Source organism: Paenibacillus cellulosilyticus, assembly GCF_003182255.1.
Classification (GTDB): domain Bacteria; phylum Bacillota; class Bacilli; order Paenibacillales; family Paenibacillaceae; genus Paenibacillus_T; species Paenibacillus_T cellulosilyticus.
The window spans coordinates 13,799-40,662 of the sequence record NZ_QGTQ01000042.1 but is presented as its reverse complement, the minus strand read 5'-3'; the positions used below and the strand labels follow the sequence as shown (position 1 = coordinate 40,662).

The following is a 26,864-nucleotide window of genomic DNA, read 5'->3' as shown; positions in this document are numbered from 1 at the left end:
GTATTCTTGTCCATGCGACTAATCCTTTCATTGGATTATGGACAGGGCTACCTACCATATCTATTGTAAAGGATTTTTTTATGCGCTGATTTAGACAAGACTGAAAGTTATGAAGATTCAGAGAACATTAATGCAACGCTAGTGATATTCAATAAGACTCTATAGATCTTATTATAACACGCATACATAATCTGCATGAATAAGCATGTATCACAAATAATGTATAGAGTAAAACAGATCCATTTGTGGTCAGAGCAATGTATTAAACCGGTCTTATAGATACTCTGTTTTTAAAGCTGGTATTTATTTAAAATCATTATATTTATGGATAATAATATAGAAGTGTGGTAATTTAATGATGAGAGCCTGTGGGAAAGCATCCCCGGCTCTTTTGTTATCGGTTGGAATGCATTCATAATCATAAGCTACGACTCATAATTCATGCGGGACAAAACAATGTCACATTCCCAGAAAAGTTTTATACGATGGAGTGAAACTGCAGGGAAAGAATATGTTATACAGATCATTGATCTATAAACTATTGACGGGTGACAAATAAACAGTGAGGAAACTAGCATGGAAGGCGGTTGGGTCGAGTTATGCCACGTATTCGCATTGTAAAGGCTTCGGAGAGCCATGTAATTAGTTTGGATGGTGGCATTGATAGTAATAATCCAATTCTGTCTGTTATGTACGAGGGGATAAATCTTCTTGATCGGGCACTTCAAAGAAATCCATTTTAGAATGAATCATTGTTCTTTGGGTGGGATGATGGCTGAAGGATGAAAGGCTTAAGATCGATAACAACCGGAGTGAACGGTCGATTAAGCCGTTCGTCATCGGTCGCAAAAACTGGCTCTTTGTGAACACGCAGCGCTGAGCGAAAGCAAGCGCTAATATCTACAGCGTGATCGAGACCGCGAAAGAAAATGGGTTAAACCCCTTCCAATACTTGAGGTATCTGTTCCAGCAACTTCCCGTAGCTTCCCGATCCGACTGACCCCGCTGCCTTGAACAGCTTGCTCCAGTGGTGACCGACGCTGCCACTGGCCTGCCGCGTATTGAAATCTTAGCCTTTACATGAAAACAGCCCTCAACTTGAATGACAAGGTGGGGGCTATTGACGCTTACCGATCGAGCGTGAGCTGAAAGAGGAAAAACGCCATGCTGCCCGACAGGAGCAAAGCCGACCAGTGCTGGAGGCCTATTCAAGATGGCTGCTTCAGCAGCGAGGGAAAGTGCTATCCAAGAGCAAGCTGGGTGAGGTGATTACATACAGCTTAAACCAGTGGGAGAAGTTGACGGCATTCCTGAAGGATGGACGACTGGAGATTTACAACAACCGAAGTGAACGGTCGATCAAGCCGTTTGTGATTGGGCGGAAGAACTGGCTGTTCGCCAACACGCCTCGCGGTGCAAAGGCGAGCGTGACGATTTACAGCGTGATTGAAACGGCGAAGGAGAACGGGTTAAACCCGTTTCAATATTTGAAGTGCCTGTTCTTTGAAGATCCGAAGAATCCGCAGGCGCTGGACGATCTCATGCCGTGGTCGCAGAAGATTCCGCTGACCTGCCGTGTCTTTAAAAGCTAACTTAAGCATAGCAAAGCCCACATCCTGATTACTAGGTGTGGGATATATTTTACGCTTACACGACAAATAACCAGTCGCCGATTACTCTCCAACGACTGGCTGCAAAACTTGAAGGTGTTCGATAATTAACTCAACTTTCGCACCTACAAATTAGCTTGAATACCTTGTGGCTGTAAGGATTGAACCATACTTTCTCATTGGATTGACAAAAAAAACACCTTCTTCGTTTGGTATCATGGAAGTGACTAGCAACCATGCAAACAAAGAAAGGTGTGTAACTCCATGGTACACCATCGTTCCCTGTCTGACCAGTCTCGCTTTTCGTCTGTTTTTCATACTTTGAAAATCGGCAATCTGCTTCGTCAAGCGGGTATCCGCAAGTCATTTGGTCTTTCTGCGCTCGCTGTCTTTCAATTGCTGTTCTCACTTGTGTTCGAGGGTAAAAATTGGTTTCGACTGCTAGAGAGCAGCCGTGCTGCATCTTTGCCAGGCAAAGATGTGGTCTACCGTTTCTTGAATCATCCACGCTTTGCATGGCGGGCCTTTCTTCATTCACTCAGTTTGACGGTGGTGAAGCAGTTTACCGTGCTTACGTCAGCCAAGCGTGTAAAAGTGTTTATTTTGGACGATTCCACGCTTCAACGCAATCGCAGTAAGAAGGCAGAACTGCTTGCTCGTGTGTTCGACCATACAACAGGCCGATTTACCAAAGGATACACCTTGCTCACGCTTGGCTGGTCCGACGGCTTCAGCTTTGCTCCGATTGATTTTGTCATGCTCTCATCTTCCAAACTTTTGAATCGTCTAACAGAGATGACGACAACGATTACGAAACGCTGTCATGGGTACAAGCGTCGTGTCGAGGCGCTTACGCGTAAGCCGGATGCTGCCCTTGGCATGATTGGACGTGCTCTAAAAGCTGGTTTCCATGCGGATTACGTACTGATGGACAGTTGGTTTACTCAAATGCCACTTATTCGAGGACTCGCAGCTGAGGGTCTCGCTACGATTGGCATGGTCAAGGAAATGAAACAACGCTACATGTACCAGGGACATCGACTGACGTTAAGTGAACTTTACCGGACCCTGCCCAAGAACAAGCAAACGTCCATTTGGAGCTCTGTCATTGTCCATTCTTCTTGCGGTATGCCTATTAAACTTGTCTTCGTTCAAAATCGTAATAAGCGGCGAGAATGGCTGGCCATTCTCAGCACAGATCTTAATTTAGAACCGAACGAGATTGTTCGCATTTATGGCATGCGGTGGAGCATTGAGACGTTCTTTAAAGTAACCAAAAGCTATTTGAAACTAGGAACCGAGTTTCAAGGCCGTTCCTATGATATGCTGATCAGCCATACGACCATCGTGTTTAGTCGCTACCTGGTGATGGAATTTGAGCGACGGCAAGCCGGAGATACACGAACGCTTGGTGGGCTGTTTTTCTTGTATGCGGATGAAGTTCGTGACTTGGACTACCAGAGCGCACTCCAACAGCTGATGACGTTATTTTTAAACTTGGCAGGAGCAACGAACAAGGCTAGTAAACAGAATGTATTGTGTCAACTACAGGAGTGGATTGCCGATTTACTCTTGTACATCAGGGGTTTGTTCGGTAATTTAAGCTGCGAAAGTTGAGTCAATAATCTGCAACGGTCATATTCCCAACGTTCAAAATTATCTTTTCGTTTTGGGTCTGTACTGCGGCTTGCATTTGTAAATTCCACTGGTGCTAGGGCTTGAGCTTGGGCTTCAAATCCTTGCTGGGCTTGCAACTGAGATTGTGCCTGTTGCTGAAGTTGGCTTTCGTTTGCCCATAATTTGCTCAAGAAGGTGGCAGTTGATAGAAGAATCGAAAAGGCGATTCAGGGATGACCCCCTGAACCGCCTTTTTTACTTTTTTCAATAAATTGAGCTAGCTTATCAGTGAGTTGACCTACTTTTGGGACAGCCCCTTCTATGTGTAGCAGCCATGAAGCGTTTGAACCGCTGTTAGTTGGCCGGCTTTCCACTCCTGATAGACTTGATTGAAGACGGGAGCGATAGCTTTCTTAGGACGACCGAATGTTTGGCCTGCAGCTTTGGCCACAGCGATTCCTTCGGATTGTCATTTCCGGTTATTCTAGTGGTCTGGCTCTACTACGTAGGCGAGGAGGCTCAGAAATTGATCTTTCATTACTTTACTAAAACCACCCATTGTTCGGAATCTACGGCTGTCGAACAATACCTCATTATCCAGACAGACGATATCTGCTTTAAATCGCGGGTAATGTACTTCCATTGCTCGATGATGCCGTCGTAGTTACGGCCAAGGCGTCAAGATATAGCAATTCCCCTTCCCGAAGCACAAGAATCATTGCCTGGTAGCGTGGACGATTAAAATCTTTACCGCTTATCTTATCGACAAAGATGTAACGATCGCCGATGCCTAAATCGTGGAACTTTACGAGCTACCTTTCTGGATTTTGGTCTTTAGCCGAAACTCGACCATAACCGATTTTCAATGAAGTCACACTCCCTTATATTGTGTCATAAATCATTAAATCAAAATGGGCACATGTCAAAACAGTTATAAGGGTTTATTGGCTTATAAATAAATAAATTCGGGGATTGTGCGCATAAGCATGCTTTTTGACAATTGATAATAACTAGGAGGGTGATGTAAAGTTATGGTATAAATAAATGATATTATTATTTAGAGAGAGGTGTATATAATGTTATCAACAGCACATGTTAACGCTAACGCGGATACAAGAGATTGTTGGAATGACTGGTCTAGCCTTCGACGTACATATAGAGGGATCTTTAATCGAATTTCAGAAATATATAAACCTCTTGGTGGCAAGGCATTATTATTAGGAGCAGGAAATGGTAACGATGTGGATATAGATTATTTGGAAGCGGCATTTGATGAAATTGTTTTGGTAGATATCGATTCAGAAGCCCTTGAATGTTTTTTAAGCAAAACTAGACAAAGTAAAAAATTTAGTAAGGTAGTAATTGATTTAACGGGCTTATATTCCAAAATTCCTGATTTGAAGAATATGTCAGAAAATAAGGCTGCTGCATTGATGAGAAGTCTGCAACCGAAATCAGGTCTGGCAAAAATAGAAGAACAGTTTGATTTTATTATGGGATGTAATTACGCTACACAACTCTTAGGGCCAACTTTCACGTCTAATTATTCACCAAGAATAGATAGCGGTATTGGAGAATTTCTGCAAGAGGTGAATTTTCTTACGGATAGAGTGCTTAAGGATATATTTACGCATATAAAGAGGTTACTAAAGAATGACGGTATATTTGTACATTCTACAGATACCTTTGAACTAAAAATGAATAAGCTTACTAAACAGACTTCACCAGCAACGCTCCCTATCCTTCAGGCAATAGGTAATGACTATCGACGGCTCGGAGATATCGCGAGCACTTATCACGAATTGCGTAATAGAAGTATGCATATTTCTGGAAGCCATGTTCCTCAATCTGAGAGTGATGACTATAAACTTCAAAAGCTCTTTGTAATTCCCTGGTTCTTCGAGGAAACAGAAGTGGTTAGTAGAGTATATATTAACTTTGTATATTTTTTTACACATAAAAATTGATTAATCAAACGAAGAGTAACTGCTACTAGCTGTTGCCATAAGTCAACGACTTCCGTTTTCATTAAGTGGAAAGAAGGTGGGTTGTGTGGAGTTCATTGGGTATGTACGGACTGGTAGTATTGAACAATCTGATTTGCATCAACTTACATTGCTAAATAAGTTCGCTATTGAACGGGAGTATGAGTTTTCAGGGATCTACATTGATAATGGATTTAGCACAAGTCAACATCGTCCAGAATTTGATAGGGTCATTCAAAAATTATCTAGCGGCAAAGTAACTCTGGTAGTAGTCAGTCCAGATAGAATATATAGAAGTGTAACTGAATTAGCGGAATTCTTTTCTTTTGTAAAGGCTTCAGAGAGCCATGTAATTAGTTTGGATGGTGGCATTGATAGTAATAATCCAATGCTGTCTGTTATGTACGAGGGGATAAATCTTCTTGATCGGGCACTTCAAAGAAGTCCAATGTAGAATGAATCATTGTTCTTTGGGTGGGATGATAGCTAGCTTTCTACTATACAAAAACCGGCCGTATGAGGTCCGGTTTTTGTATAGTAGAAGACTATTAATAACTGCAGACAAACTGCTACTTAGTTTAAGAATCGGATGTTTATAAAATCGTATTTATCAGTAGTAAATGTTTCGGAATCAATTCCAAACTTTTCGAAAAAATATTTAGCGAGCTCATCCTTTGCATTTGTACCATTGGATACATTCATTCTTCTCCCTAGACAGCTAGTGAATAAATCTGCAAGTTGTAGGAAGTGGCTAGATGTGGATGGAGCTGAATTGAAGTACCCTAAATTCACTGCGTTATTAAATTGTACGCCGACATGAGTTCTTAGCTCAATACGCTGAGTTTCCATTAACAACTTATCCTTTCCACCTTCTTCATCCTTCATAATATTAAGTGTTCGAGGTAAGGCAATTCGTCCGGTCTCGACTTCGTGTTGAAGGCCGTCGCATATTCCTGCGGTATATAGTTTTGTAACAATATCGTCAGGTTTTAAAGCCGATCCGACTTGTTTAAAGCATATTGCTTTAAAACCAATTGTTTCAGAATGATCAGCAACTAAATCTATTAGCTCTTTGTAAATGGAGATGTTTTTCTTGTCTACTTTAATGAAATGAAATTCATCTTTAATCGTCCAGTTAATGCGAGTTTTTAAATCTTTGATTTTTATGCGAAGTGTATCTAAGGAAGAACCATGCCCCCACATACTCCCTACAATAATATAGTCTTGTGTTTTTCCGGCCTCATCACAAAAGATGTATGTGATAGGCGTAGCATCTTCACTAAGTTCAACTTGAGAGTTTCTGTACTGCTCTTCTCTAGCAGCTCTTCGCCCACGAATGAGATCACTTGCTTGACAAAAGCCAAAATCGTTTTGGATTTTCGCGCGTGCCCGTTTAATATCACTCTGTTGTTCAAGTTTTAGAAACGCCTCTTTTGTTATAACTCCTTTGTTATAGAGCTCGTTCTGAAATACTTCCCAATATTGTAATGTGAGAAGACGGTCTGAATCCCGTGTTTCTGGATAATGATTTAAGATTAAAGCAACCCGAGCAGTTAATGTTCGCAGGTCACCGTCTTCTAGTTGTTGGAGGAGACTGTTCTTTTCATTTTCAATTTTAATAAGTTTCTTATTTTCCGGTGACTGCTCCACACTTGACAGTTCCACACTAATCCCCCTTGTAAAGTAAGAGTTTTATATTATTGCACTTGGGTAATAAACCAGTCAATTCCCTTGGTACATCTATTCATTATTACTGGAAGTGAAACTATTGGTCAATAATAGAACGCGTAGTAGTATTGGGAGATATCGAGGAGGATGATACCGGAGCTTAAGGCAGCAAATGCGCTACGGGCTACAGAGGATAAATTGCAGAGAAACCACTCTTACATGATGAGCTGTTAACAATTAGTACCGCATTCAGGCTACCAGTTCAAGGTGGTGTCTGTTTTTTCATATCCGAAAACGTGGCTTGAGATACAGTACTTAAGAAATTACATATAACAATGATGTACCAAAGAATTCGCCCACCTAGAGATGATTGCGACGATGGTCTACAAGCTGACGAAGGACGCTACTGTGGAGCAGCTGAAGGCAGCCGGACTTGGCGACAATTATGCGCAGCGGGATCATGCCTTGTTCTATGCGAACTCGTCGGGCGTACCGTGGACAGCTTCCTACATCCAAGCCAAAGGCGACCCGATCGCGGACCTCTACGAGGATATCGCTGCTGAAGAGAAGGCTAGAGCAACGTATCAATGGCTGATCGACATGACCGATGACGTCGATCTGCAGGACAGCTTGAAGTTTCTGCGCGAACGCGAGATTGTCCATTCGCTGCGCTTCAGGGAAGCCGTTGAGATTATCAAGGCGGATCGGGAACAAAAGAAAATATTTTGATTCGATCGTTATAAAATGGGCCGCAGAGAGTACTCTGCGGCTTTCGTTATGATAACAGGAGGGATTCGAATGAACATCGCTGTCGATGCACAACAAGCGGCTGCCTGGTTCGAGCACCGATTCTGGCTGCAAATATTGGGGGATCATAGTCGATTCATTCTCAATGCATTGTCTCCGAAAGAAACGAATGACGTGCAGCAGGCTCAGCATTGGATCATCGTATTCGATACGTTATTGTCTCAGGCACGTAATCCGTCAGGAGGAACGACACTAGGGGAGCTTTCCAAGCAGGCCTATGAAGCGGCTATGCAGCTTAAGGCGTTTAAGCTGTCGCTGCTTGAAAGGCTGCTGCTAGGCAAAGTGACAGTGGGTCTGCCTCCGACCTTTTTCAACCATATGGTTAATGAGCTGGACGAATACGCTCGCATTCTGCAAGTGCTGTTAGCGGGAAAACCGGTGCCGCTGTATGAGCCGCTTCATTACGATATGGTCTGGCTTCCCGATGCATCGGGTCATGCTGGTTCTATCTTAATGGAGCTTGATCGGGTGGAGCGTTCGCTTATTGAACGATATACGTCATTAGAGAGACACTTTAATGCATTGTTTTTGAAGGCGGTCGAGATGGCCGGGTATATGCGTACGGGTCTTCGTGACTTTCCTGCATTCCGCCGGTTTCATGCCGAAATTGATCTGGAGATGCGTCTATTCACGAAGTTTCTGCTGGAGCTTGAGGAATTGGAGCTCTCTGCGGCCGTACTTGATACCATTACACCGCTCATGCCGGATCATATGGCTAGAGAAGAATGCTACTATTTGACGAAGCTGGCGGCGACCGGTGTCGTGCCTCCGCCGAACTGCGACCCGGCAAAGCCGCGGGTCGAAGGGTAGCGAATAGTTTCCTATCCTGCAAAACAGGCATTCGTTACTGCTTACTTTGCCTATACCTCCATTACAAACGCACATAAGCTGGATGAGGAGCGATGGTAAAAGGAGTGGGGTGAGTCTGTGATAATAGGTACTGTTGTAACCAAGAACAATCTTGCCCAAGCGAAAGTGCTGGCACAGTCCATCAAACGATTCAATCCCGATGTGAGGTTCGTCGTCAGCTTGCTGGAGCGGTACACCGACCAGGATCATACCGAATATCCTTTCTTCGATAAGGTCGTTCTTGCAAGTAAGACGTGGCAGGGCAATTTTGATCAGGTCATATTCAAATATTCGGCCCGAGAGGCTTCTTGTTTCGCCAAGGCGCTGCTGATCGACTACATCTTTACCCATTATCCGAATGAACAGCAAGTGCTGTATCTCGATCACGGTATGGAGGTTCTCGCCCCACTGCGTGATTTGAGGTCGAGGCTGGAACAATGCTCCGTGCTGTTAACCCCTCAGCATCTCTATACGGGTGCTGAAAGTCATGATGTCGGAAACGGCGCCTACCATTCTGGTCTTATCGCCGTCAGTCGGACAACGTCAGGATTAGGCTTTGTTCAGTGGTGGATCAAGCGGCTGGAACGATACAGCTTCATGGAGAACGATCGTGCGCCGCAGACACCTGTCGAACCCAAATGGCTGGACCTTGTTCCAGGACTATTCGAAGGCGTCGAGGTATTGAAGCATCCTGGCTATAACGTGGCTAGCGGGAATTACGATGAGCGCGAAATTACGCAAGCTGGGTACAGCCATTTTCGTGCGAATGGAGAGACGCTTTATATCAAGCATTTTGATCGGATCGGCGAACAAGAGAGGAATGCAAATGACCCGGAATATGCGAAGCAGCATCCTGCGCTTGCAACGCTGATTAAGCAGTACACAGCTCGATTGGATGGATTCGGCTGGGATCGCAGCTATTCAGCGCCATGGAGCTATCAGTTTTACAACAGTGGTGAACCCATCAATTCCTCCATTCGATTGATCTACCGAAACAATCTGTTTCTGGAGCAGAAATACCCGGATCCCTATAAGCTCAGTAACGAGTTTTTCGAATGGGGTATATTCGGTGAAGAACCGCCAGCAGTGATGGCTGAGCCGGAGCCGAGTCTCGATCAATCTGCCATTCGGCCTTCTTTAGTTAGGCAGCGTAGGAAGAAGCCTCAGAGCCGCTCCATGATTAAGAGAGAAAAGAAAGTAAGGCTGCATAACCGAAACAAACACAGCCGGATGGCATCAACTGCGACAGTCAAACTGCTGCATGCTAGAGCTAGAAGATCCGGCGCTTCGAAAAAAATCATAAGCAGGTCTTATACGGTTAGTCATAAGCACGCTAGACCATTCGGGAACTTAACAGCGCTGTACCGAGGGAGCGTGAAATCCCGATGATTGTTTGTACAACAGCAACTTTAGCACGACTTTCGCATGTATTGGAGCTCTCTCAATCGGTACGGACCTATCACCCGGAGGCGAAGTTCGTGCTGGGACTTATAGAAGATTGGGTACCGGAGACGGTTGCGCATTCCCCTTGGCTAGATCGCGTCATTCTGATGAAGGACATCGGCATTCCTGACTTCAGAGCGTTTATATTCAAGCTGTCGGCTTCGCAAGCCCATCAAGCGGTCAAAAGTTCATTCATTGCTTATTTGCTCTCTTACGAAACGCATGCTGATACGGTTATTTACCTCGATCATACGATGAAGCTGTATGGGCCGCTGCGCGAAGCAGTCGAAGCGCTCGAACGTCATTCGATTGTGTTAACGCCACGCTTGTGCGAGCCCAATTATACTTCCTCTTATGATCGAGAGCTCCAATTTCTCCATGCGGGGACCTTCAACGGCGGTTTCATTGGAGCAAGGCGCAATGAGGGCGCACATCAATTCCTGTTCTGGTGGGCAGATAAGCTTAATCGTGATCAATGGCTGGATCTCGTTCCTGTTCTGTTCGATTCCGTGGTTGTACGGCATCCAGGCTATCATGCGGCATGCTGGAATTTGTTCGAGCAGTCGCGACAGTTCGGCTCGGTAGAGACGGACCGTGCCGTACTCGCCGGCGGGCCGCTGCTTTGCGTGAATTTCCGCGACGAGAAGAATGAGTTTGAGGCAAGCTTATCCAGTCTCACAGAGCAGCAAGCGGAATTCGCTCGTAAGCTGCAGCAGCAGTACAATACAGCAATCCAAGGACATGAGTCGAACGGATTCAATCGAGAAACAGTGTGGAGCTACGATTTTTATTACAACGGCGAACGGATCGTGCAGGCAGCAAGAGAGGCCTATTCGGAGCGTGACAATATGCCTTTCCTAGCAGACCCCTATGCATGCAGCAATAAACATATCTTAGGTGTCGTCCACGAACACAAGAAAGAAATGAATAACTGAGTCACTGACATGTTCATAGGGGCTGCTTCAGAAGGTCGAGAGACTTTTTTTGAGGCGGCCCCTCGTATGTTTCCATAGATACCCGGCGACAATAAATAATGCTGTTCAGAAGTCTATCGGATTCTACAATCCATAAGGATCAGACATACATAACGTTACAAGATGAAAGAAGGGTGCTGGCATGCGACGAATGGGAATTGGCGTGCAGCTGTATACGCTGCGCGATGAGATGGAGAAGGACGTGCTGGGGACACTTCGCAAAGTAAAGGAACTCGGCTATGAAGGAGTGGAATTCGCGGGTTACTTTGATGTGCCGGCGGAGCAAATGCGCGCATGGCTGGACGAGCTTCGTTTGCAAGCCTTCAGCACACATGTTGGTTTGACTCGGCTTCGGAATGACCTTCTAGGCGAAGTTGCATATGCTAAAGCAATAGGAGCCCGTTATATGCCCTGCTCGTATATCGAACCACAAGATCGGCAGAGCGCTGACGATTGGCGCGGTCTGATTGAATATTTTAAGACGACGGCAGATGAAGTAAATAAGCAAGGTCTTCAATTTTGCTATCATAATCACGAATTTGAGTTCGAGACGAAGCTGGACGGCATGAGCGTGTATGATCAATTGTTCAGCCAGATCAGCGAGCAGGCGATGAAGTCGGAGCTAGACGTATGCTGGGTACAGTATGCCAGCGAAGATCCGCTTGCTTACATTCGCCGTTATGCCGGCAGACTGCCGCTGCTGCATTTGAAAGATTTCCAGCACGGTGACGATAATAGCATGGTTACGCTTCAACTAGGGCAAGGAAAAGTGAATCTTCCGGCTGTGCTAGAGGAAGCTAGCCGTGCGGGAGTCGAGTGGCTGATCGTCGAGCAGGACGTATGCCAGAATCCTCCGTTTGATAGTATTGAAGCAAGTATGCAATGGCTGAAGGACCATTATCTGACGAAAGTAGGCGTTTCTTAATGACTGAGCCCATTAAAGTAGCTGTAATCGGCTGCGGTGCAATCGCAGTCCGCCGTCATATTCCGGAGTATGCAGATCATCCGAACGTGAAGCTTGTTGCTTTTGCCGATCCAAGGCTGGAGCGGGCAGAAGAGCAAGCGGCACGTTTTGGCGCACGTGCCTTTAGTGATTACAAGACGATGCTCGCAGAGATAGAAGTAGATGCTGTAAGTGTATGTACACCGAACCATCTGCATGCGGATGCTGCGATTGCGGCAGCGAATGCTGGTGCGCATGTGCTTGTAGAGAAACCGATGGCGACGAATGAGCAGGAAGCGCTTGCGATGATTAAGGCTGCACAGGACAATGGCGTACTGCTGATGGTTGGTCATAATCAGCGTCTCATGCCTCCGCATGTGAAGGCGAAGGAAGTGCTGGAGTCGGGTAGATTGGGAAGGGTGCTTTCATTCCGCACCTCATTTGGCCATCCGGGACCTGAGGGCTGGAGTCTGGATGGACGCGACAGCTGGTTTTTCCGCAAGGATGAAGCGGTTATGGGGGCGATGGGCGATCTGGGCGTGCATAAGTCCGACCTTATTCGCTGGCTTCTTAACGACGAGGTTGCAGACGTAGCTGCATTCGTTGGAACGCTTCATAAGGAGAACACGGCGGTCGATGACAATGCGACTTGTATTCTGCGCATGAAGAGCGGTGCGATTGGGACGCTTGTTGCGAGCTGGACGTATTATCGCGGGGAAGATAACTCGACGATTCTATGGTGCGAGAATGGCGTACTGAAGATCGGCACCGATCCGGATCGGCAGGTTATTCTTGAGCTGCGTGATGGCACATGGGAGAACATTGAAGCGGGAGCGATTTCGACGAACGAGAAGCAGCTGCCGAGCTTTGTCATCGAAGAGTTCGTCGATTGTATCGTGAATCATAAGCAGCCGACGATTTCCGGAGAAGAGGGATTGAGGTCGCTGAAGGTCATTCTAGCGGCGTTCGAATCGCAGGAGACAGGCAAAGTGGTTGCTGTTGAATCTTGAGCGGATAGCTGTGCAGGATTGTGAAACCTGCGCAGCTATTTTTACGTACATAAGAAGGAATAACCAATGCAGGCTATGATCACAATAAAAAGACAGTTTTATCACTGAATTTGAACGGTTTATGTGACAAAAGCTTATAAACTTTTAAGATGTGGTAACAAAATGATGCTCGTGTGCCGATTCATCTCTATGTGAGATTGATATCATACAAAAGTGTTATTTCAGTCTTACCGCATGGCTATATTATAATGTTTACAGGAATGAAATATGATTTTCCTCCACAATGAATATCAAAATCCTAGACGGAGGTCTAACATCCATGTCGACGGACAATAACAAAGAACGCTCTTGGGAAGGTTTTTATGGTCCGAACCTTGGTTACGCGCAAGAGCAGTACGAGCGCTATGTGAACGATCCTGCATCAGTCGATGCCGAAACGCGATCAATGTTTGAGCGCTGGGGTCAGCCGCCTGCAGCAGAAACGCCACAGGCGAGTGCAACAGGTGCTGGCACGACGATAGATATGAATTTGGTTAAGAAAGCGGTTGCAGCAGGTAAGCTGGTGGCGAATATTCGTGCACATGGCCATCTTGCAGCTAACATCGATCCGCTTAACATTGGACCAGCAGCTGACTCTGGCATGAGCAGCCTTGCGAAGTACAATCTCAAAGAATCTGATCTCACGAATATTCCTGGCGAGCTCGTATGGTACAACGCGCCTGCATCGGCCGTCACGGGCGCCGATGCTATTCGTATGCTTCGCAATGCCTACACGGGCACGATTGCTTACGAATTCAGCCATGTTCATGTACAGGAAGAACGGGATTGGCTGCATGCGCAGGCAGAACGTATCGCTCCATCCTTCAAGCTGTCCAGCGGCGAGAGCAAGGAATTGCTCCGCGGCCTGATTGAAGCAGAAGCATTCGAAGACTTCCTGCACCGCACATTCGTTGGTCAGAAACGCTTCTCCGTTGAAGGCAATGAATCAACGGTTCCACTCGTCAACGAGTTGGTCAAGCAGCTGGCTAACAACGGTGCGAAGGACATCCTTCTCGGTATGGCTCACCGCGGCCGCTTGAACGTACTGGCTCACGTGCTTGGCAAGCCTTACTCGAAGATTTTCTCCGAGTTCCATCACGCGCCAAACCGTAACTTGGTTCCATCTGAAGGTTCGATGGGGATCAACTATGGTTGGTCCGGCGACGTAAAATATCACTTGGGCGCGAATCATGAGCTGAAGATGAACGAGACGGTTCAAACGCGTATTACGCTGGCGAACAACCCGAGCCACTTGGAATACGTCAACCCTGTCGTACACGGCTTCACTCGTGCTGCTCAAGACAATCGCACGCAGCCAGGCTATCCGGTGCAAGATCAGACAGTTGCGGGCGCGATCGTTCTGCACGGTGACGCTGCATTCCCTGGCGAAGGCATCGTAACGGAGACGCTCAACCTTGGACAGCTGAATGGCTATAACAATGGCGGTTCCATCCACGTAATCGTGAATAACAAAATCGGCTTTACAACGGAAAGCGGTGACTCGCGTTCCACGCATTACTCGAGTGACCCTGCTAAAGGGTTTGAAATTCCGGTCATCCACGTGAACGCTGACGATCCAGAAGCGGCTATTCTGGCAGCTCGTATCGCAACGGGCTATCGCTCGAAGTTCAAGAAGGATTTCTTGATCGACTTGATCGGCTATCGTCGTTATGGTCATAATGAAACGGATGATCCAGAAACAACGCAGCCTACGATTTATGCGAAGGTTAAGGCTCATCCATCGGTCAGCCATATTTATGGCGCCAAGCTCGTCGCACGCGGCATCGTTACGGCAGATGAGATCAACGCTATTCGTGAGGATGTCCTATCCGTTCTCAAAGCAGCGTACGATGAAATGAAAGCTAACGAGACGCAGGAACAAGTTCATCAGAACACGGACGTTCGCGCTGCTCGCCAAATCGGCCGCATCGCAACGGGCGTTAAGCTCGATCAGCTGCGTCAGATCAATACGAATCTGCTGCAATGGCCTAGCGACTTCAAGGTTTATCCGAAGCTGCAGCGTATTCTGGAGCGCCGTGGTACGGCCTTCAATGAAGGCGAGAAAATCGATTGGTCCCATGCAGAGACGCTTGCATTCGCAACGATTCTGTCGGAAGGCAAGCCAATTCGGATTACGGGTCAAGACGCAGAACGCGCAACGTTCGCACACCGTAACCTCGTGCTTCATGATGCGGTAACAGGCGAAACGTTCTGCCCGCTGCACAAGCTGCCAGAAGCGAAAGCATCGTTCGCTATCCATAACAGCCCGCTGTCTGAATCGGCGGTTCTTGGTTTCGAATATGGTTACAATGTTCACTCGCCAGAGACGATGTCGATCTGGGAAGCGCAGTTCGGCGACTTTGCGAATACGGCACAAGTACTGATCGACCAGTTCATCTCGGCTGGCCGTTCGAAGTGGTCGCAGAAGTCGAACCTGATCATGCTGCTGCCACACGGCTTCGAAGGGCAAGGTCCAGAGCACTCCAGTGCACGTCTGGAACGTTTCCTGCAGCTGTCTGGTGAAGAGAACTGGACAGTAGCTTACCTGTCCAGCGCGTCGCAGTACTTCCACCTGCTTCGCCGTCAAGCGGCAATCGCAGGCACGGAAGCATCGCGTCCACTCGTTATGATGTCGCCTAAGAGCTTGATCCGTAACCCGCGTGTCGCTTCGTCGGCATCGGAGTTCGCTGAAGGAACAGAGTTCCGTACGGTAATCGAACAGCCAGGCCTTGGCGGCAAACCAGAGCATGTGAAGCGCATCGTGTTCTGCACAGGCAAGATGGCAATCGATCTGGAAGATGCATTGGATAAATCGGAAGATAAAGACAACGACTGGCTGCACATCGTGCGCATCGAGCAGTTGTATCCATTCCCGCAGCAAGAGATCGAAGCGATCATTGCGCGTTACCCGAATGCGAAGCAGCTGATCTGGGTACAAGAAGAGCCGCAAAACATGGGCGCTTGGTTCTACATGGAACCTCGTCTGCGTGCTGTAGCTCCGAAAGATGCGAGCGTCAGCTACATCGGCCGTCCAGATCGTTCGAGCCCAGCAACAGGCTTCCAGCATGTACACGCATTCGAGCAGCAGCAAATTATTACATTGACGTTTGATCAAAAACCAAGCTTGACATATAGCAATGGGAGGTAGCAGCAGTGAGTGATATTATCGTACCAGCAATGGGAGAATCGATCACAGAAGGAACGATTTCCAAATGGGTCGTTCAAGAAGGAGCACAAGTTCGTCAAGGTGACGTACTCCTCGAGCTTGAAACGGATAAAGTAAACATCGAGATCGGTGCAGAGGCTGACGGTGTTGTAACTAGCATTCTGAAGCAAGAAGGCGACACGGTCGCAATCGGTGAAGTTATCGGTACGATCGGTGCAGGTTCCGGCGCAGCGGCTGCTCCAGCAGCACCTGCAGCGGCGGCGGCACCAGCTCCTGCGGCTTCTGCTCCAGCAGCAGCTCCTGCAAGTGCACCAGCAGCGGCTGTAGCGGTTGCAGAACCATCGCAAGTGAATGCATCGCCGGCAGCACGCAAGCTGGCACGTGAGAAGGGTATCGATCTGAATGCCGTTCCTACGCGTGATCCAATCGGCCGTGTATACTCCGATGACGTGAAATCCGCATCGAACAAACCGGCTGCTCCGGCTCCTTCGGCAGCACCTGCACCAGCAGCTCCGGCTGCAGCAGTAGCCGGCAAGCCAGCAGAGCGCAAGCGTATGTCGCGCCGCCGCCAGACGATTGCGAAACGTCTGGTTGAAGCACAACACAACGCAGCAATGCTGACGACGTTCAACGAAGTCGACATGACGGCGATCCTGGACGTTCGTAAACGTCGTAAGGACAAGTTCAAAGAGAAGCATGACGTGAACCTCGGCTTCATGTCCTTCTTCACGAAAGCTGTCGTAGGCGCGCTCAAAGCGTTCCCGCTGCTTAACGCAGAAATCGACGGCGACGACATCATCGAGAAGCACTACTATGATATCGGTATTGCGGTATCGGCTCCAGAAGGCCTTGTTGTTCCAGTAGTTCGTGATGCAGACCGTCTCGGCTTTGCTGAGATCGAGCGCAGCATCGTTGACCTCGCTGTGAAAGCACGCAACAACTCGCTGAGCCTGTCCGAGCTGCAAGGCGGCACGTTCACGATTACGAACGGCGGCGTATTCGGCTCCCTGCTGTCGACGCCAATCCTGAATGCTCCGCAAGTCGGCATTCTCGGTATGCACAAAATTCAAATCCGTCCGGTTGCAATCGACGCAGAGCGCATGGAAAACCGTCCGATGATGTACATCGCATTGTCCTACGACCACCGTATCGTAGACGGCGCAGGCGCTGTAAGCTTCCTCGTGAAGGTGAAGGAACTGCTCGAAGATCCAGAAACACTGCTGCTCGAAGGCTAATCTGATTAGCTCTCGGCATTGCAATATAGAAGAAGCCATCTGCTCACTTGAGCGGATGGCTTCTTTGCTTCATATCTTTACTTCATATCGATGTTACAGTTAAAGCTTCTTCGTCATGACCACGTGTGGGATGCCAGCTTCGTGGAATATATCCGAGACGGTCTCATACCCCAGCTTCGTGTAAAATGGCGCAGCCTGTGTCTGACCATGCAGCTTGGCCTTCTGGGCGCCTAGACGTTTGCCCTCTACCTCCAGCGCGGTTGTAACGGCAGCTCCAACGCCAAATTTGCGGTACTCCGGCAGGACACATATTCTCTCGAGCTTAGCAACGTTATCTAAGAGGCGAACGCGTCCTGCTCCTGCAGGCTGGCCGTTATAAGTAGCCAGCACATGAGCTGCGGATTGCTCGTGCTCGTCGTACTCTTCCTCTTCCGACACCCCTTGCTCGTCGACGAATACTTTTTTGCGGATGCTGTATACTTCATTCAATTCTTGATCGGACTGTACACGATTGACTTCGATCATGGTTATCCTTATCCTCTCGTTGTTTATCGTATTGCTTGGCTAGGGTAGTTGTACCATTTTGGATCACTGAATGCAAATTGCCTTGGACTAGTTACCTCAAGTATAGCAGCTATCCTTTCTGTCAATTACGCAACAACATTTCACGTCTTACATGCAGCTCTTTGATTCGCTACAATAGCATAGAAGAAAGGGGATAGTATGATGCAATATAGACGTCTTGGAAACAGCGGTTTGAAAGTAAGTGAGATCGGTCTTGGCAGCTGGCTGACGTATGGTACGGCAGCGGAACGCGATGCGGCCGACAAATGTATTCGAGCAGCATTTGATAATGGCATTAACTTTTTTGACACAGCAAACGCATACAACCGCGGCGCAGGCGAAGAGGCAATGGGCGCTGCGCTGAAACCTTATTCGAGAAGCAGCTATGTGCTGTCGACCAAAGTATTTTTCGCGATGGGCGACGATGTGAACGAGCGCGGACTGTCCCGCAAGCACATCATGGAGCAGTGTGATGCGAGTCTGCGCCGTCTCGGCGTGGATTACATCGATATTTACTTCTGTCACCGTTATGATGATACGGTACCTGTAGAGGAGACGCTGCGGGCACTGGATGATCTGACGGCTCAGGGTAAAATTTTGTATTCGGCAGTCAGCGAATGGTCCGCAGCGCAGATTGGACAAGCAGTAGAGATCGGACGTCGTTTAAATCTCCGTCCACAAATTGCGAACCAGCCAATCTACAATATGTTCGAGCGCTATATCGAGCGTGAAGTTATTCCGCTGAGTGAACGCGAAGGGCTTGGACAAGTGGTCTTCTCGCCGCTGGCACAGGGGGTATTGACGGGCAAATACAAGCCAGGACAACCAATTCCAGCAGGTACTCGTGCGTCGGACTCGTCGGTTAACTTCGTCATCAACAGCTACATGAATGATGAAGTGCTTGGTGTTGTTGCACAGCTGGAAGAGCTGGCAGGCTCGCTCGACTTGAAGCTGTCGCAGCTTGCGCTGGCATGGATTTTGCGTCAGCCGAACGTTAGCTCGGCGATTATCGGCGCGACTCGTCCGCAGCAGATCGCAGAGAATGTGAAGGCGGTAGGTGTGAAGCTTGAGGATGCTGTCTTGGCAGAAATCGATCGCTTGCTCGGCCAAGTAGCACATTTTGCACCGCTTAGATAAACTTAATACGGGGTATATAAACGCATTGGGGCAGCGGCCCGATGCGTTTTTTTTGCAGCGCATAATGGTGTGTCAAGACCGTTGTGTCTCAGCTCTGCCAATCGTTAGTCATTGACGATATCCAGTCCAGTCTTTTACAATAGATTCTAGTTAATAAGACCCATCTAAATGGTTACGGCTTTAATAGTTGTAAAGAAAGGTTGAGTTATGTCTAAGATTCGAGCAATTATGGCTAGTTTGTACATGATGTTTATTTATTGGGCTTCAACTCAGTTTCCGGATGTACATACTTTGTTTTTCCCCACACTCGGAGCATTTTGTTTGTTATTCATGATGCGTTCACAAGAGCGCAAGGCACAAATAAACATTACAATTGGCGCTATAATCGGTGCCTGCATCGGAACGACGCTTTATACGATTGACCATGGCCCGCTGATGTTCTTCATTAACGCACTTGTGATGATTGGTTTGATTACGAAGATGAAGTGGAACGCACCGCCAATTATGGCGATCTCATTCATCCCGTTTTTCACCCATCCGAAGGTCATTTGGTCGCTGCCGGTATCGGTCGCTGCTTCGCTCGTTGGTCTCATTGCAATGTTGTGGCTGACGGAAGCGATTGAACTGGGATTTAGTGTTGCGAAGCGTGAAGAGATGGAGACAGGCTTATAGTTGCATCATTTAGTGCTTGCACGGGATGGAGACGCGTATACTGTACTGTAATTAGGCATCTGCGGTAAAACGGAGGAGACAGGAGAGATAGGCGTGGCAATTCACATAGGCGCTAAGATTCGATATAAGGCAAGCTGGATACGGCTCGCATTCGCAGCCGTACTTGTCATGCTTATCGGCATGCAGACACCAGCTGCTGCTGTTGTGGCGGCTGCGCCTACTGCTTCTGAAGCTGTAGGTGACCAGCCATCGGAACCGGCAGTCGAAGCCGTGTCGAAGCCAGATGTTGTAGGGGAGTCAGCGATTCTGATCGACGGACGGACGGGAATGGTCTTGTATTCGAAGAATGCAACGGAGCAGATGTATCCCGCGAGTATCACAAAGATCGTAACGGCTATCGTCGCGCTTGAGTCTGCCGATGTTTCTGATACTGTAACCGTTTCCAAAGATGCGCGGTGGGAAGAAGGAACGCGCGTATATTTGGAGGAAGGCGAGCAGATGTCCATGTGGCAGCTGCTGCTCGGGATGATGGTCAACTCAGGCAATGATGCGGCGACGGCAATTGCGGATCATATCGACGGCTCGAAGGAGAAATTCGCTGAACGGATGAATGCATTCGTGCGTGATAAAGCGGGAGCGATGAACAGCCAATTTCGAAATCCACATGGTCTGCCTGATGATGAGCACTACACGACGGCAGAGGATATGGCGAAGATCGCCCGTTACGCGATGCAAAATGAAAAGTTCCGCGAGCTGGTGGGTACGAAGAAAGTCAATTGGACAGGTGAGACGTGGCAGACAACGCTCATCAACCATAACAAGCTGCTAGGCACCTACGAAGGCGCCACGGGCATTAAGAACGGTTATACGACTGCAGCAGGCCAGACGCTCGTTGCATCCGCTAAGCGGGGCGACATGGAGCTCATCGGCGTCGTGCTGAAGTCGCCTTCGAGCGATCAGCTGTATAATGACATGCGCAGCATGCTCGACTACGGATTTGCTGCATTTGAACCAAAGATGTTGTTCGACGAGAATGAATCGTACCATATGGAAGGCATGCCGAACGTTGAATACACGGCAGAGAAAGCGATTTGGACGGTTGTGCCCAAAGGCGAGGAGCCGGATATACTCGTCGATACAACGGGTGAAATACATGTGCACACATCGCAAGGAGCTACAATAGCTGGGCATTTCCTCGTATCACATAACGGCGACGAGGTGAAGATGCTCGCAGCATCCTCCTCGACTTCTGACGCAACAACAGCAGTCGAGAAAGACGGCGGCACAGCAGGCCGTACGTGGACCCTTGCAGGCACCTGCCTCATCGGCATCCTTGCCGGCGGCACCATGGTCTACCGCATACGCAAGCGCAACGACACAACCCAATACCGTTTCTATAAGTAATAAGTAACTATAACACTAAAGGCTGAACAGGAAAGTCTAATACCTGTTCAGCCTTTTTGTATCTTCTTTAAACAACAGGGGCCGAACAGGAAAATCTAAACCTGTTCAGCCGATATCCCCTAAATATTGTCGCGAAGCGACGAAGAGCGCGCGACGGAACGGAGCAGGTGAATGATTTCTGGAGAAACGAAGTGCTCGCCTTTGTGTCCGGATTGTTACCTATTCTGATCTACTCTAATCAGAACAATCTGGACACAACAGCGATCGGAAGAAACATTCACCTGCGGAGAGTCGGCCGCGCTATTGGCGAAGCCACGCACTTTTGCATTTCTGCGAAGCTCCTAGTCGTACCACCGCAGCTCATCTTCAAGACTTGACGTTTTCACTTCCGTCTTTTTCTTCTTCTCCGTCTCGTACAGATGCAGCGCATACTCCAGAGGACGCGTAATCGCACGTTGATACGTCTTATTGTCGCCAGCCTCAATAAACACTTCACGTGCTGGCTTCGGATTCACCTCAAGCAGCCAGACGCGTCCTTGCTTATCGATTGCAAGGTCCAGCGCAAGCTCGCACAGCCGCCCAAACGACTGCTCGAGATACTGAGCGACCTGCACTCCGAATTGTTCCGCGTCATTCTTTACGCTATCGATCTTCGACTCGTTCTTGATCCACCGCTTCAATAAGGTGTCCATGGTTGCCGCATGGCCGCCGCCATGCAGATTAGATGTGACGCTATTCTGTGCCCCGATACGTCCCGCACAGCCTGTTACACGCCACACGCCTTCGCCATCCTTCTGCACGAGCATCCGATAATCGTGCACGCGGCCATTGGGCAGCTTGATCGGAATGCCTTGCTGCACGAGGTAGCGTTTCTCCTTTAAGCTCCACGAGGACAGCTTGGATGACAGTTCCGAAATGGCAATTCGCTGAGGTTCGACGATGCGGCGCTGCTGGTCACGTCCTTGCAGCAGCACTTTGTCGTTGTCGATCCGCTCGATTCGCAGGATGCCGCGTCCGCCCGTCCCATTAATCGGCTTTAAGTAGATGAGCGAATGTTTGCGAAGCATCGCATTCAGATCGGCGATCGATTCATACATGCGGGAGCTTGGCAAATTACTCGAAAACCGCTTGTCGCGCGATAACGTGCGGTGCACGGTCATTTTGTTCCGCAGCGGCCGATTAAGGAATGTCAGATGGCCGTACTGCTGACGGAAACGACGCAGCTCATCGAATCGGCTCGATTTCTGGATACGGCACCGATCGTAGATCATGTTAGGGAAAGAAGTCCATCGCTTCGACCACTTCTTCGTTTCCGAATCATAGAACTGAGCGTTGATCCGATTCGTTTTATAATTAACATCGCGCGGAGTGAACACGAATACGTCTAATCCGAGTTTCTTCGCCGCGGTGGTCATACGCTGATAGATCGGACGCTCTTCGAGCGCACCGCTGTCGTTCAAATATAAGGTCAAAATACCTAGCACGGGCTTTGCCATGCGTTTGCCTCCTTTACAGGCAGGGAAGGCTGCTGAACATCTGGATTTTTCTTGAATCCATCCGTCTCGAATCGAAGAGTAGGCTTACCGGTTGGTCCCGTATGAAGACCAACTGCTTTCAAGCCTGCCCGGAAAAATAATTGCATGCTCGCCGCGTTATCGCAGGCAACGAAACAGCATAAGCTGCCATCGCATGCCTCGATTAACTCCGCGATCAACTTACGGCCAACTCCGTGTCCGCGTGCCTCCGGCCGGACAGCGATTACACAAGCGGCCTCGCCGGCTTCCTTCGCGAAGGCAAAGCCAATGAGCTTACCTGCTTCATGTGCAATCGCGACGGTAATCGTCGAAGAGGCGACCCCTTGAAGGGGATCGCCTGCATGCTGCAGGGCGTGAAGACCGCCGGCCGTAAGCCGGCGGTCACCGAAACGTTTGGCGAATGAAACGAGGCGGCTGCGCCATTGCAGCCATTGCGATGGCTTTAACCGCACAATGTCCATTTACGCCCCTCCGATCTTCGTCTTTTTTCTGCCGTACAAATACAGGCCGTAATGGAATATACGCTCCAGTGACTTTTTCCGAATATGCGGTTCATCGAATTTCATCGGCTTCGCGTTTGCTTCGAAGAACCATACATTGCCCGTATGATCAACGCCAAGATCCATCGACATCTCGCCGAGCTCTTGACCGGAGCCGCGCTCGATCTGCTTGGCGATCAAGAGAGAAGTATTTTTCGCTTTGATCATAATTTTACGCGCTTCATCTTCACCAAACGACTGCACGAGCAACTTCTCGGGATCCTCTATGCTGCCGCCTCTTGGCACATGTGTCGTAATGCTCGTTGTGCCAGCGACACGAGCGCCTACACCGGTAATGTCCCATTGTCCGCGTTGATTTTTCTGAATCAGCGCACGCAGATCGAATCGCCGTTCGTTCACTGTCGCAAGCGAAATGCCCTGTTGAATGATATAGGCGTCTCCCATGCTCTGCTTCCGAATTCGCGTCCACAGCTTCGGAATCGTCGCGCAGTTGTACGTGACGCTCTTTTTATCCATTTGAATCCGAAGCCGGTAAGGTAAACTTTTCTCGGGAAGTACCTTTATCGTCATAATGCCTTTGCCGGCTTTACCACTGACAGGCTTCAGATACAAATAGTTGTACCGCCGCATGAGCTGAGTCAACCCAGTCTGAGAGAGCATTCGCTTCGTCGTTGGGATGAAGGGCTTTGTCGTCTTCGACAAACGGAGCCACTCGAACAGGCTCCATTTGTTGAAGAAGGTCGGGTTAAACAGCTGGGTTCTCGGGTGCTTCATGCATGCATTGATTTTGCCGCGTACAGAAGGGAGCAGCTCATCTTCGCGCAGCGGAATCCGATTATAGATAACGTCGGGGAATGGGAAGTGCTGATTATACCAGAGATCATCACGTTCGTTGTAAGAGTAACCGACAAGCTGGCTCTTCGACAGGTTCAAGTTTTTGACGGTTAAGACGTAGACGATGAACCCCATGTCGCGCCCGGTGTTGATAATGTCAGCGAAGTTCTCTCGGTTGCCGCGAAAGAGCAATATGTCGTCCTCAATGGTAAGGATGGCCATTACAGGTCGACGAGCTTGAACCTCCGCTGCTTTATCCTCTTGCTTGGAATCATGATCCATCTGCTTTCCCTCCCTGGAACCGGCTCAGGTACAGGCAGTGGTCCAAAATATAAGCGAGGGAGGCGCGGCCTTGCTCCTTCAATGCCGGATGCTTGAATATCGAACGACCGGGCTTTGAGTTCGCTTCGAACATCCAAACCTCGCCATCTTTATCGATGCCAAGATCGAGACCCAGCTCACCGAGTCGATGCGTATAATTCCGTTCGATTGCTTCGGACAGCTTTATAGCAACACGCTTTGCTTTTTCCAAAACGTCGTCGGCACGATCGCCGAATACGCGGGACAGCGCCTGCTCAGGTGTCATCAGCGATCCGCCGTTTTTAACATGCGTCGTGACGCTGCCGCGTCCAGCCTTCTTCGCTCCGATGCCTGCAGGCACCCACTCGTTGTTAATGTTCTTGTGCATATGGAAGCGGAAGTCGATTGGACACCCGTCAATCTCGATCAGGCGGATACCCTGCTGGCTGACGTAATTGCTAAGCGATACGCCATGATTGCCCTGCAGCATTCGCATCATCGAGTTGAAGTTCGAGAAACGGAGCAGCACGTTGCTGCCGCCTTTGCGATAGCGGGCGAAATAGCCGCGCTTGGGATGATACGTAAGACGGTAAATGCCGATGCCAAGGCTTCCTCCTGTTGGCTTAAAGTATAGGAATTGATGCTTCTCAAGCATTTCTTTGATTTTCTCTGGCGTTGGCCGTGACACCGAATCCGGAAGATGTTTGAGTGCCTCAACATCGTTATCGAGCAATTTGTACACATCAGATTTATTGAAGAACGTCCAGTTAAAGAACGGGATATTGCGTTTAATGAACCGTTCGCGGAAATTTACGATTGCAGCTGTCGTCTCCGCACGTCTGCTAGGCAGGCGATTGTATACGACGTCCGGCAGGGGTACGACTCTGCGAATCCAGCCGCCCGATCCATTCAAGAAGTAGCCGTTGATCGTCTCCTGCTGCCAGTTTACATCCCGCGGAGTGAAGGCGAACAAATAAGCTTTCTTCTCGCCTGCACGAAGCAGCTGACGGATGTAGCTGGTACGGGAACCAAACGGCATCGTATCGGATCGGAAGCCCGAATCGCACAAGACGCCGACCAAAGGACCAAGCTGCAGCTCATTGCCGCTGCCTTGCAGCAAATAGACGTTGCCCGACTTTGGCACGCGAATCGATTGGCGAACGCCTGCAGATAGATACATATAATTGCCCGAACGTTTTAACGGTTTGACCTTTGCTGTGATCGATTCTTTGCCGAGCTTGATGTGCACCGTTTTTTGGCCATCAAGGCTCTTCAGCACCGGATTCGATAAATAGACGACACGGTCGGATTGTTCCGAGAATTGCACGTTACATAATGTCAAACTCATGGATGAACCTCCTGAACGTAGTCCGATGGAAACAGGGCATAGTGGTCATGACCGTTGGAAGCTCTTGATTTGAGCCGCTTTCCTTCGGCAAGCTTACGTGCGTAAGACAGGAGACGACTGGCCGATAATCGCTCTGCTTGCGTATTGTCGGTCAGCTTTAACGATTGTCGACCTGGCTTCGAGTTGGCTTCCAGCAGCCATAGCCTGCCATTCTGCGACAGTCCGAAGTCAAATCCGAATTCAGCGAACCGACCGTAGTGCTGTTCAATGAGCGGCGCCGCTTGTTGTCCTGCTGTACCAATCTGCTGCAGCAGAGCTTGAGCCTTATTGCTGCCGAACAGTCGGGAGAGCCTCTGCTCTGCATCCTCTGCGGAGCCGCCCCCATGCAGGTTCGAGGTAACGCCGCCGATCTGGCCAACTCGGCTCACCGCACAGGTGCTGCGCCAATGGCCTCGATCATCTTTCTGCATGAGAAGTCTGACGTCGTGTGGTTGATTATCGCTATCTACTAGCGGAAGCAGCGGCTGTACGATAAAGCGGCTTGAGCCGACGAACCGTTCCAGGCGAGCGGCTGCCTCTTGTGCATCGGTATATCGAAAGGAGAACGACTGATTAGCTCTCGTACGTCCTTCTACGATCGTTTCACCATTGACTTGTTGAACGCGCAGCGCTCCGCGTCCTTGCGAACCAGCTGCGGGTTTCAAGAATAAGCCTTCCGGATGACGCTTCAGCAGCGATAATAGCTGCTCCTTGCCTCGATAGGTCCATGAAGGCGGTAGAAGCGGTGCGAGTTCTGGATGGCTCTGGAGCGCCTCCTGCACGCGCAGCTTGTCGGGAAGCTCACTGCTGAGCGGCTGAACGCCTGCTTGAATTAACGATCGCAGCGCTTGCCGAATACGGATTCGCTCTTCTGCGCTGCTCGGGAAGCTGCGGTCATAGACGAGATCAGGCAGTGGACAGGTGCAGGTTACCCACCGTCCGTTCTTTCGCTCGAAGCCTTGAATAACTCCATTGTGCGCGGCGTCATAGTTGGCATCGATCACAACAACTCGAATGCGCTGCTGTGCGCCAGCAGCAGTGAGCATTCGGAGAAGCCGATCCTCTGGCATTCGGCTGCGAGCTGTGGATTCGGCATCCTTGGAGCGTATGCCGATGAGCGAAGCGGGAAGGCGTGTAATGAAGACGGCCAGCAGCAGCCATAACCGATCCATAGTCTACCTCCGA

20 protein-coding genes and 3 pseudogenes are annotated in these 26,864 nt (G+C 49.0%); 16 read left to right on the top strand and 7 right to left on the bottom strand.

Annotation, left to right across the window (positions count from 1 at the left end; translation table 11 throughout):
• Positions 1 to 772 precede the first annotated feature (772 nt).
• From DFQ01_RS28895 to DFQ01_RS28875, 5 genes and pseudogenes are all read left to right on the top strand, one after another.
• A pseudogene (locus tag DFQ01_RS28895) lies at positions 773 to 1,034 on the top strand (IS66 family transposase); the annotation flags it as partial.
• A 99-nt stretch (positions 1,035 to 1,133) separates the two neighbouring features.
• Positions 1,134 to 1,592: pseudogene (locus DFQ01_RS28890) on the top strand (transposase domain-containing protein); the annotation flags it as partial.
• Positions 1,593 to 1,874: 282 nt separating this feature from the next.
• Entirely contained in the window at positions 1,875 to 3,227 is a 1,353-nt protein-coding gene (locus tag DFQ01_RS28885) for an IS4 family transposase (RefSeq protein WP_110047401.1), read from the top strand.
• 1,076 nt (positions 3,228 to 4,303) lie between these two features.
• Positions 4,304 to 5,194 (top strand): hypothetical protein, encoded by an 891-nt coding sequence (locus DFQ01_RS28880; RefSeq protein WP_110047400.1) that lies wholly within the window; start codon positions 4,304 to 4,306, stop codon positions 5,192 to 5,194.
• Positions 5,195 to 5,279: 85 nt separating this feature from the next.
• The gene (locus tag DFQ01_RS28875) at positions 5,280 to 5,666 is read left to right on the top strand and encodes a recombinase family protein (RefSeq protein ID WP_174812772.1); all 387 of its coding nucleotides are present in this window, start codon (positions 5,280 to 5,282) and stop codon (positions 5,664 to 5,666) included.
• Between the two features lie 119 nt (positions 5,667 to 5,785).
• On the opposite strand, the gene DFQ01_RS28870 is transcribed toward DFQ01_RS28875, so the two are convergent.
• Positions 5,786 to 6,877, bottom strand: coding sequence for a DUF3800 domain-containing protein (locus DFQ01_RS28870; RefSeq protein ID WP_174812771.1), 1,092 nt, complete (start codon positions 6,875 to 6,877; stop codon positions 5,786 to 5,788).
• 345 nt (positions 6,878 to 7,222) lie between these two features.
• Here DFQ01_RS28870 and DFQ01_RS28865 point away from each other — a divergent pair.
• The 8 genes and pseudogenes from DFQ01_RS28865 to odhB all read left to right on the top strand — a co-directional run.
• A pseudogene (locus DFQ01_RS28865) lies at positions 7,223 to 7,609 on the top strand (manganese catalase family protein); the annotation flags it as partial.
• Between the two features lie 69 nt (positions 7,610 to 7,678).
• Entirely contained in the window at positions 7,679 to 8,497 is an 819-nt protein-coding gene (locus DFQ01_RS28860; protein WP_110047397.1) for a DUF2935 domain-containing protein, read from the top strand.
• 117 nt (positions 8,498 to 8,614) lie between these two features.
• Positions 8,615 to 9,925 carry a hypothetical protein gene (locus tag DFQ01_RS28855; protein ID WP_110047396.1) on the top strand — a complete coding sequence of 437 codons (1,311 nt, stop codon included), beginning with the start codon at positions 8,615 to 8,617 and terminating at the stop codon, positions 9,923 to 9,925.
• Positions 9,926 to 10,014: 89 nt separating this feature from the next.
• Positions 10,015 to 10,914: a hypothetical protein gene (locus DFQ01_RS28850; protein ID WP_174812770.1), complete on the top strand. Its 900-nt coding sequence runs from the start codon at positions 10,015 to 10,017 to the stop codon at positions 10,912 to 10,914.
• 181 nt (positions 10,915 to 11,095) lie between these two features.
• Entirely contained in the window at positions 11,096 to 11,878 is a 783-nt protein-coding gene (locus DFQ01_RS28845) for a sugar phosphate isomerase/epimerase family protein (RefSeq protein WP_110047394.1), read from the top strand.
• On the top strand, positions 11,878 to 12,906 hold the full coding sequence (locus tag DFQ01_RS28840; RefSeq protein WP_110047393.1) for a Gfo/Idh/MocA family protein: 1,029 nt from the start codon (positions 11,878 to 11,880) through the stop codon (positions 12,904 to 12,906). The genes DFQ01_RS28845 and DFQ01_RS28840 overlap by 1 nt, the downstream gene beginning before the upstream one ends.
• A gap of 319 nt (positions 12,907 to 13,225) precedes the next feature.
• The gene (locus tag DFQ01_RS28835) at positions 13,226 to 16,093 is read left to right on the top strand and encodes a 2-oxoglutarate dehydrogenase E1 component (protein ID WP_110047392.1); all 2,868 of its coding nucleotides are present in this window, start codon (positions 13,226 to 13,228) and stop codon (positions 16,091 to 16,093) included.
• Between the two features lie 5 nt (positions 16,094 to 16,098).
• On the top strand, positions 16,099 to 17,346 hold the full coding sequence (gene odhB, locus DFQ01_RS28830; protein ID WP_110047391.1) for a 2-oxoglutarate dehydrogenase complex dihydrolipoyllysine-residue succinyltransferase: 1,248 nt from the start codon (positions 16,099 to 16,101) through the stop codon (positions 17,344 to 17,346).
• 99 nt (positions 17,347 to 17,445) lie between these two features.
• Here odhB and DFQ01_RS28825 read toward each other — a convergent pair whose 3' ends face one another.
• The gene (locus DFQ01_RS28825; protein WP_110047405.1) at positions 17,446 to 17,868 is read right to left on the bottom strand and encodes a GNAT family N-acetyltransferase; all 423 of its coding nucleotides are present in this window, start codon (positions 17,866 to 17,868) and stop codon (positions 17,446 to 17,448) included.
• A 204-nt stretch (positions 17,869 to 18,072) separates the two neighbouring features.
• Between DFQ01_RS28825 and DFQ01_RS28820 the strand changes: the two genes are divergently transcribed.
• From DFQ01_RS28820 to DFQ01_RS28810, 3 genes are all read left to right on the top strand, one after another.
• Positions 18,073 to 19,047, top strand: a complete 975-nt coding sequence (locus DFQ01_RS28820; RefSeq protein ID WP_110047390.1) for an aldo/keto reductase family protein — start codon at positions 18,073 to 18,075, stop codon at positions 19,045 to 19,047.
• A gap of 321 nt (positions 19,048 to 19,368) precedes the next feature.
• Positions 19,369 to 19,719: a hypothetical protein gene (locus DFQ01_RS28815; RefSeq protein WP_174812769.1), complete on the top strand. Its 351-nt coding sequence runs from the start codon at positions 19,369 to 19,371 to the stop codon at positions 19,717 to 19,719.
• A 93-nt stretch (positions 19,720 to 19,812) separates the two neighbouring features.
• Positions 19,813 to 21,123, top strand: a complete 1,311-nt coding sequence (locus tag DFQ01_RS28810; protein ID WP_245946925.1) for a D-alanyl-D-alanine carboxypeptidase family protein — start codon at positions 19,813 to 19,815, stop codon at positions 21,121 to 21,123.
• 341 nt (positions 21,124 to 21,464) lie between these two features.
• Here DFQ01_RS28810 and DFQ01_RS28805 read toward each other — a convergent pair whose 3' ends face one another.
• From DFQ01_RS28805 to DFQ01_RS28785, 5 genes are read right to left on the bottom strand one after another with little or no spacing between them, the layout of a single operon-like run.
• Complete coding sequence (locus DFQ01_RS28805) at positions 21,465 to 22,619, bottom strand: YheC/YheD family endospore coat-associated protein (RefSeq protein WP_110047388.1); 1,155 nt, start codon at positions 22,617 to 22,619, stop codon at positions 21,465 to 21,467.
• Positions 22,601 to 23,119 (bottom strand): GNAT family N-acetyltransferase, encoded by a 519-nt coding sequence (locus DFQ01_RS28800; protein ID WP_110047387.1) that lies wholly within the window; start codon positions 23,117 to 23,119, stop codon positions 22,601 to 22,603. Before DFQ01_RS28800 ends, DFQ01_RS28805 begins: the two co-directional genes overlap by 19 nt.
• Complete coding sequence (locus DFQ01_RS28795) at positions 23,120 to 24,274, bottom strand: YheC/YheD family endospore coat-associated protein (protein ID WP_110047386.1); 1,155 nt, start codon at positions 24,272 to 24,274, stop codon at positions 23,120 to 23,122. It lies immediately after the preceding gene.
• On the bottom strand, positions 24,264 to 25,640 hold the full coding sequence (locus DFQ01_RS28790) for a YheC/YheD family endospore coat-associated protein (protein ID WP_110047385.1): 1,377 nt from the start codon (positions 25,638 to 25,640) through the stop codon (positions 24,264 to 24,266). The genes DFQ01_RS28795 and DFQ01_RS28790 overlap by 11 nt, the downstream gene beginning before the upstream one ends.
• Positions 25,637 to 26,851 carry a YheC/YheD family endospore coat-associated protein gene (locus DFQ01_RS28785; protein WP_110047384.1) on the bottom strand — a complete coding sequence of 405 codons (1,215 nt, stop codon included), beginning with the start codon at positions 26,849 to 26,851 and terminating at the stop codon, positions 25,637 to 25,639. The genes DFQ01_RS28790 and DFQ01_RS28785 overlap by 4 nt, the downstream gene beginning before the upstream one ends.
• Between the last annotated feature and the right edge of the window lie 13 nt (positions 26,852 to 26,864).

Excerpts from the sequence above, each read along its gene's own strand:
- DFQ01_RS28885 (WP_110047401.1), top strand. The coding sequence starts at position 1,875 with ATGGTACACCATCGTTCCCTGTCTGACCAGTCTCGCTTTTCGTCTGTT.
- DFQ01_RS28880 (WP_110047400.1), top strand. The coding sequence starts at position 4,304 with ATGTTATCAACAGCACATGTTAACGCTAACGCGGATACAAGAGATTGT.
- DFQ01_RS28860 (WP_110047397.1), top strand. The coding sequence starts at position 7,679 with ATGAACATCGCTGTCGATGCACAACAAGCGGCTGCCTGGTTCGAGCAC.
- DFQ01_RS28845 (WP_110047394.1), top strand. The coding sequence starts at position 11,096 with ATGCGACGAATGGGAATTGGCGTGCAGCTGTATACGCTGCGCGATGAG.
- DFQ01_RS28840 (WP_110047393.1), top strand. The coding sequence starts at position 11,878 with ATGACTGAGCCCATTAAAGTAGCTGTAATCGGCTGCGGTGCAATCGCA.
- DFQ01_RS28835 (WP_110047392.1), top strand. The coding sequence starts at position 13,226 with ATGTCGACGGACAATAACAAAGAACGCTCTTGGGAAGGTTTTTATGGT.
- DFQ01_RS28820 (WP_110047390.1), top strand. The coding sequence starts at position 18,073 with ATGCAATATAGACGTCTTGGAAACAGCGGTTTGAAAGTAAGTGAGATC.
- DFQ01_RS28805 (WP_110047388.1), bottom strand. The coding sequence starts at position 22,619 with ATGGCAAAGCCCGTGCTAGGTATTTTGACCTTATATTTGAACGACAGC.
- DFQ01_RS28800 (WP_110047387.1), bottom strand. The coding sequence starts at position 23,119 with ATGGACATTGTGCGGTTAAAGCCATCGCAATGGCTGCAATGGCGCAGC.
- DFQ01_RS28795 (WP_110047386.1), bottom strand. The coding sequence starts at position 24,274 with ATGGATCATGATTCCAAGCAAGAGGATAAAGCAGCGGAGGTTCAAGCT.
- DFQ01_RS28790 (WP_110047385.1), bottom strand. The coding sequence starts at position 25,640 with ATGAGTTTGACATTATGTAACGTGCAATTCTCGGAACAATCCGACCGT.
- DFQ01_RS28785 (WP_110047384.1), bottom strand. The coding sequence starts at position 26,851 with ATGGATCGGTTATGGCTGCTGCTGGCCGTCTTCATTACACGCCTTCCC.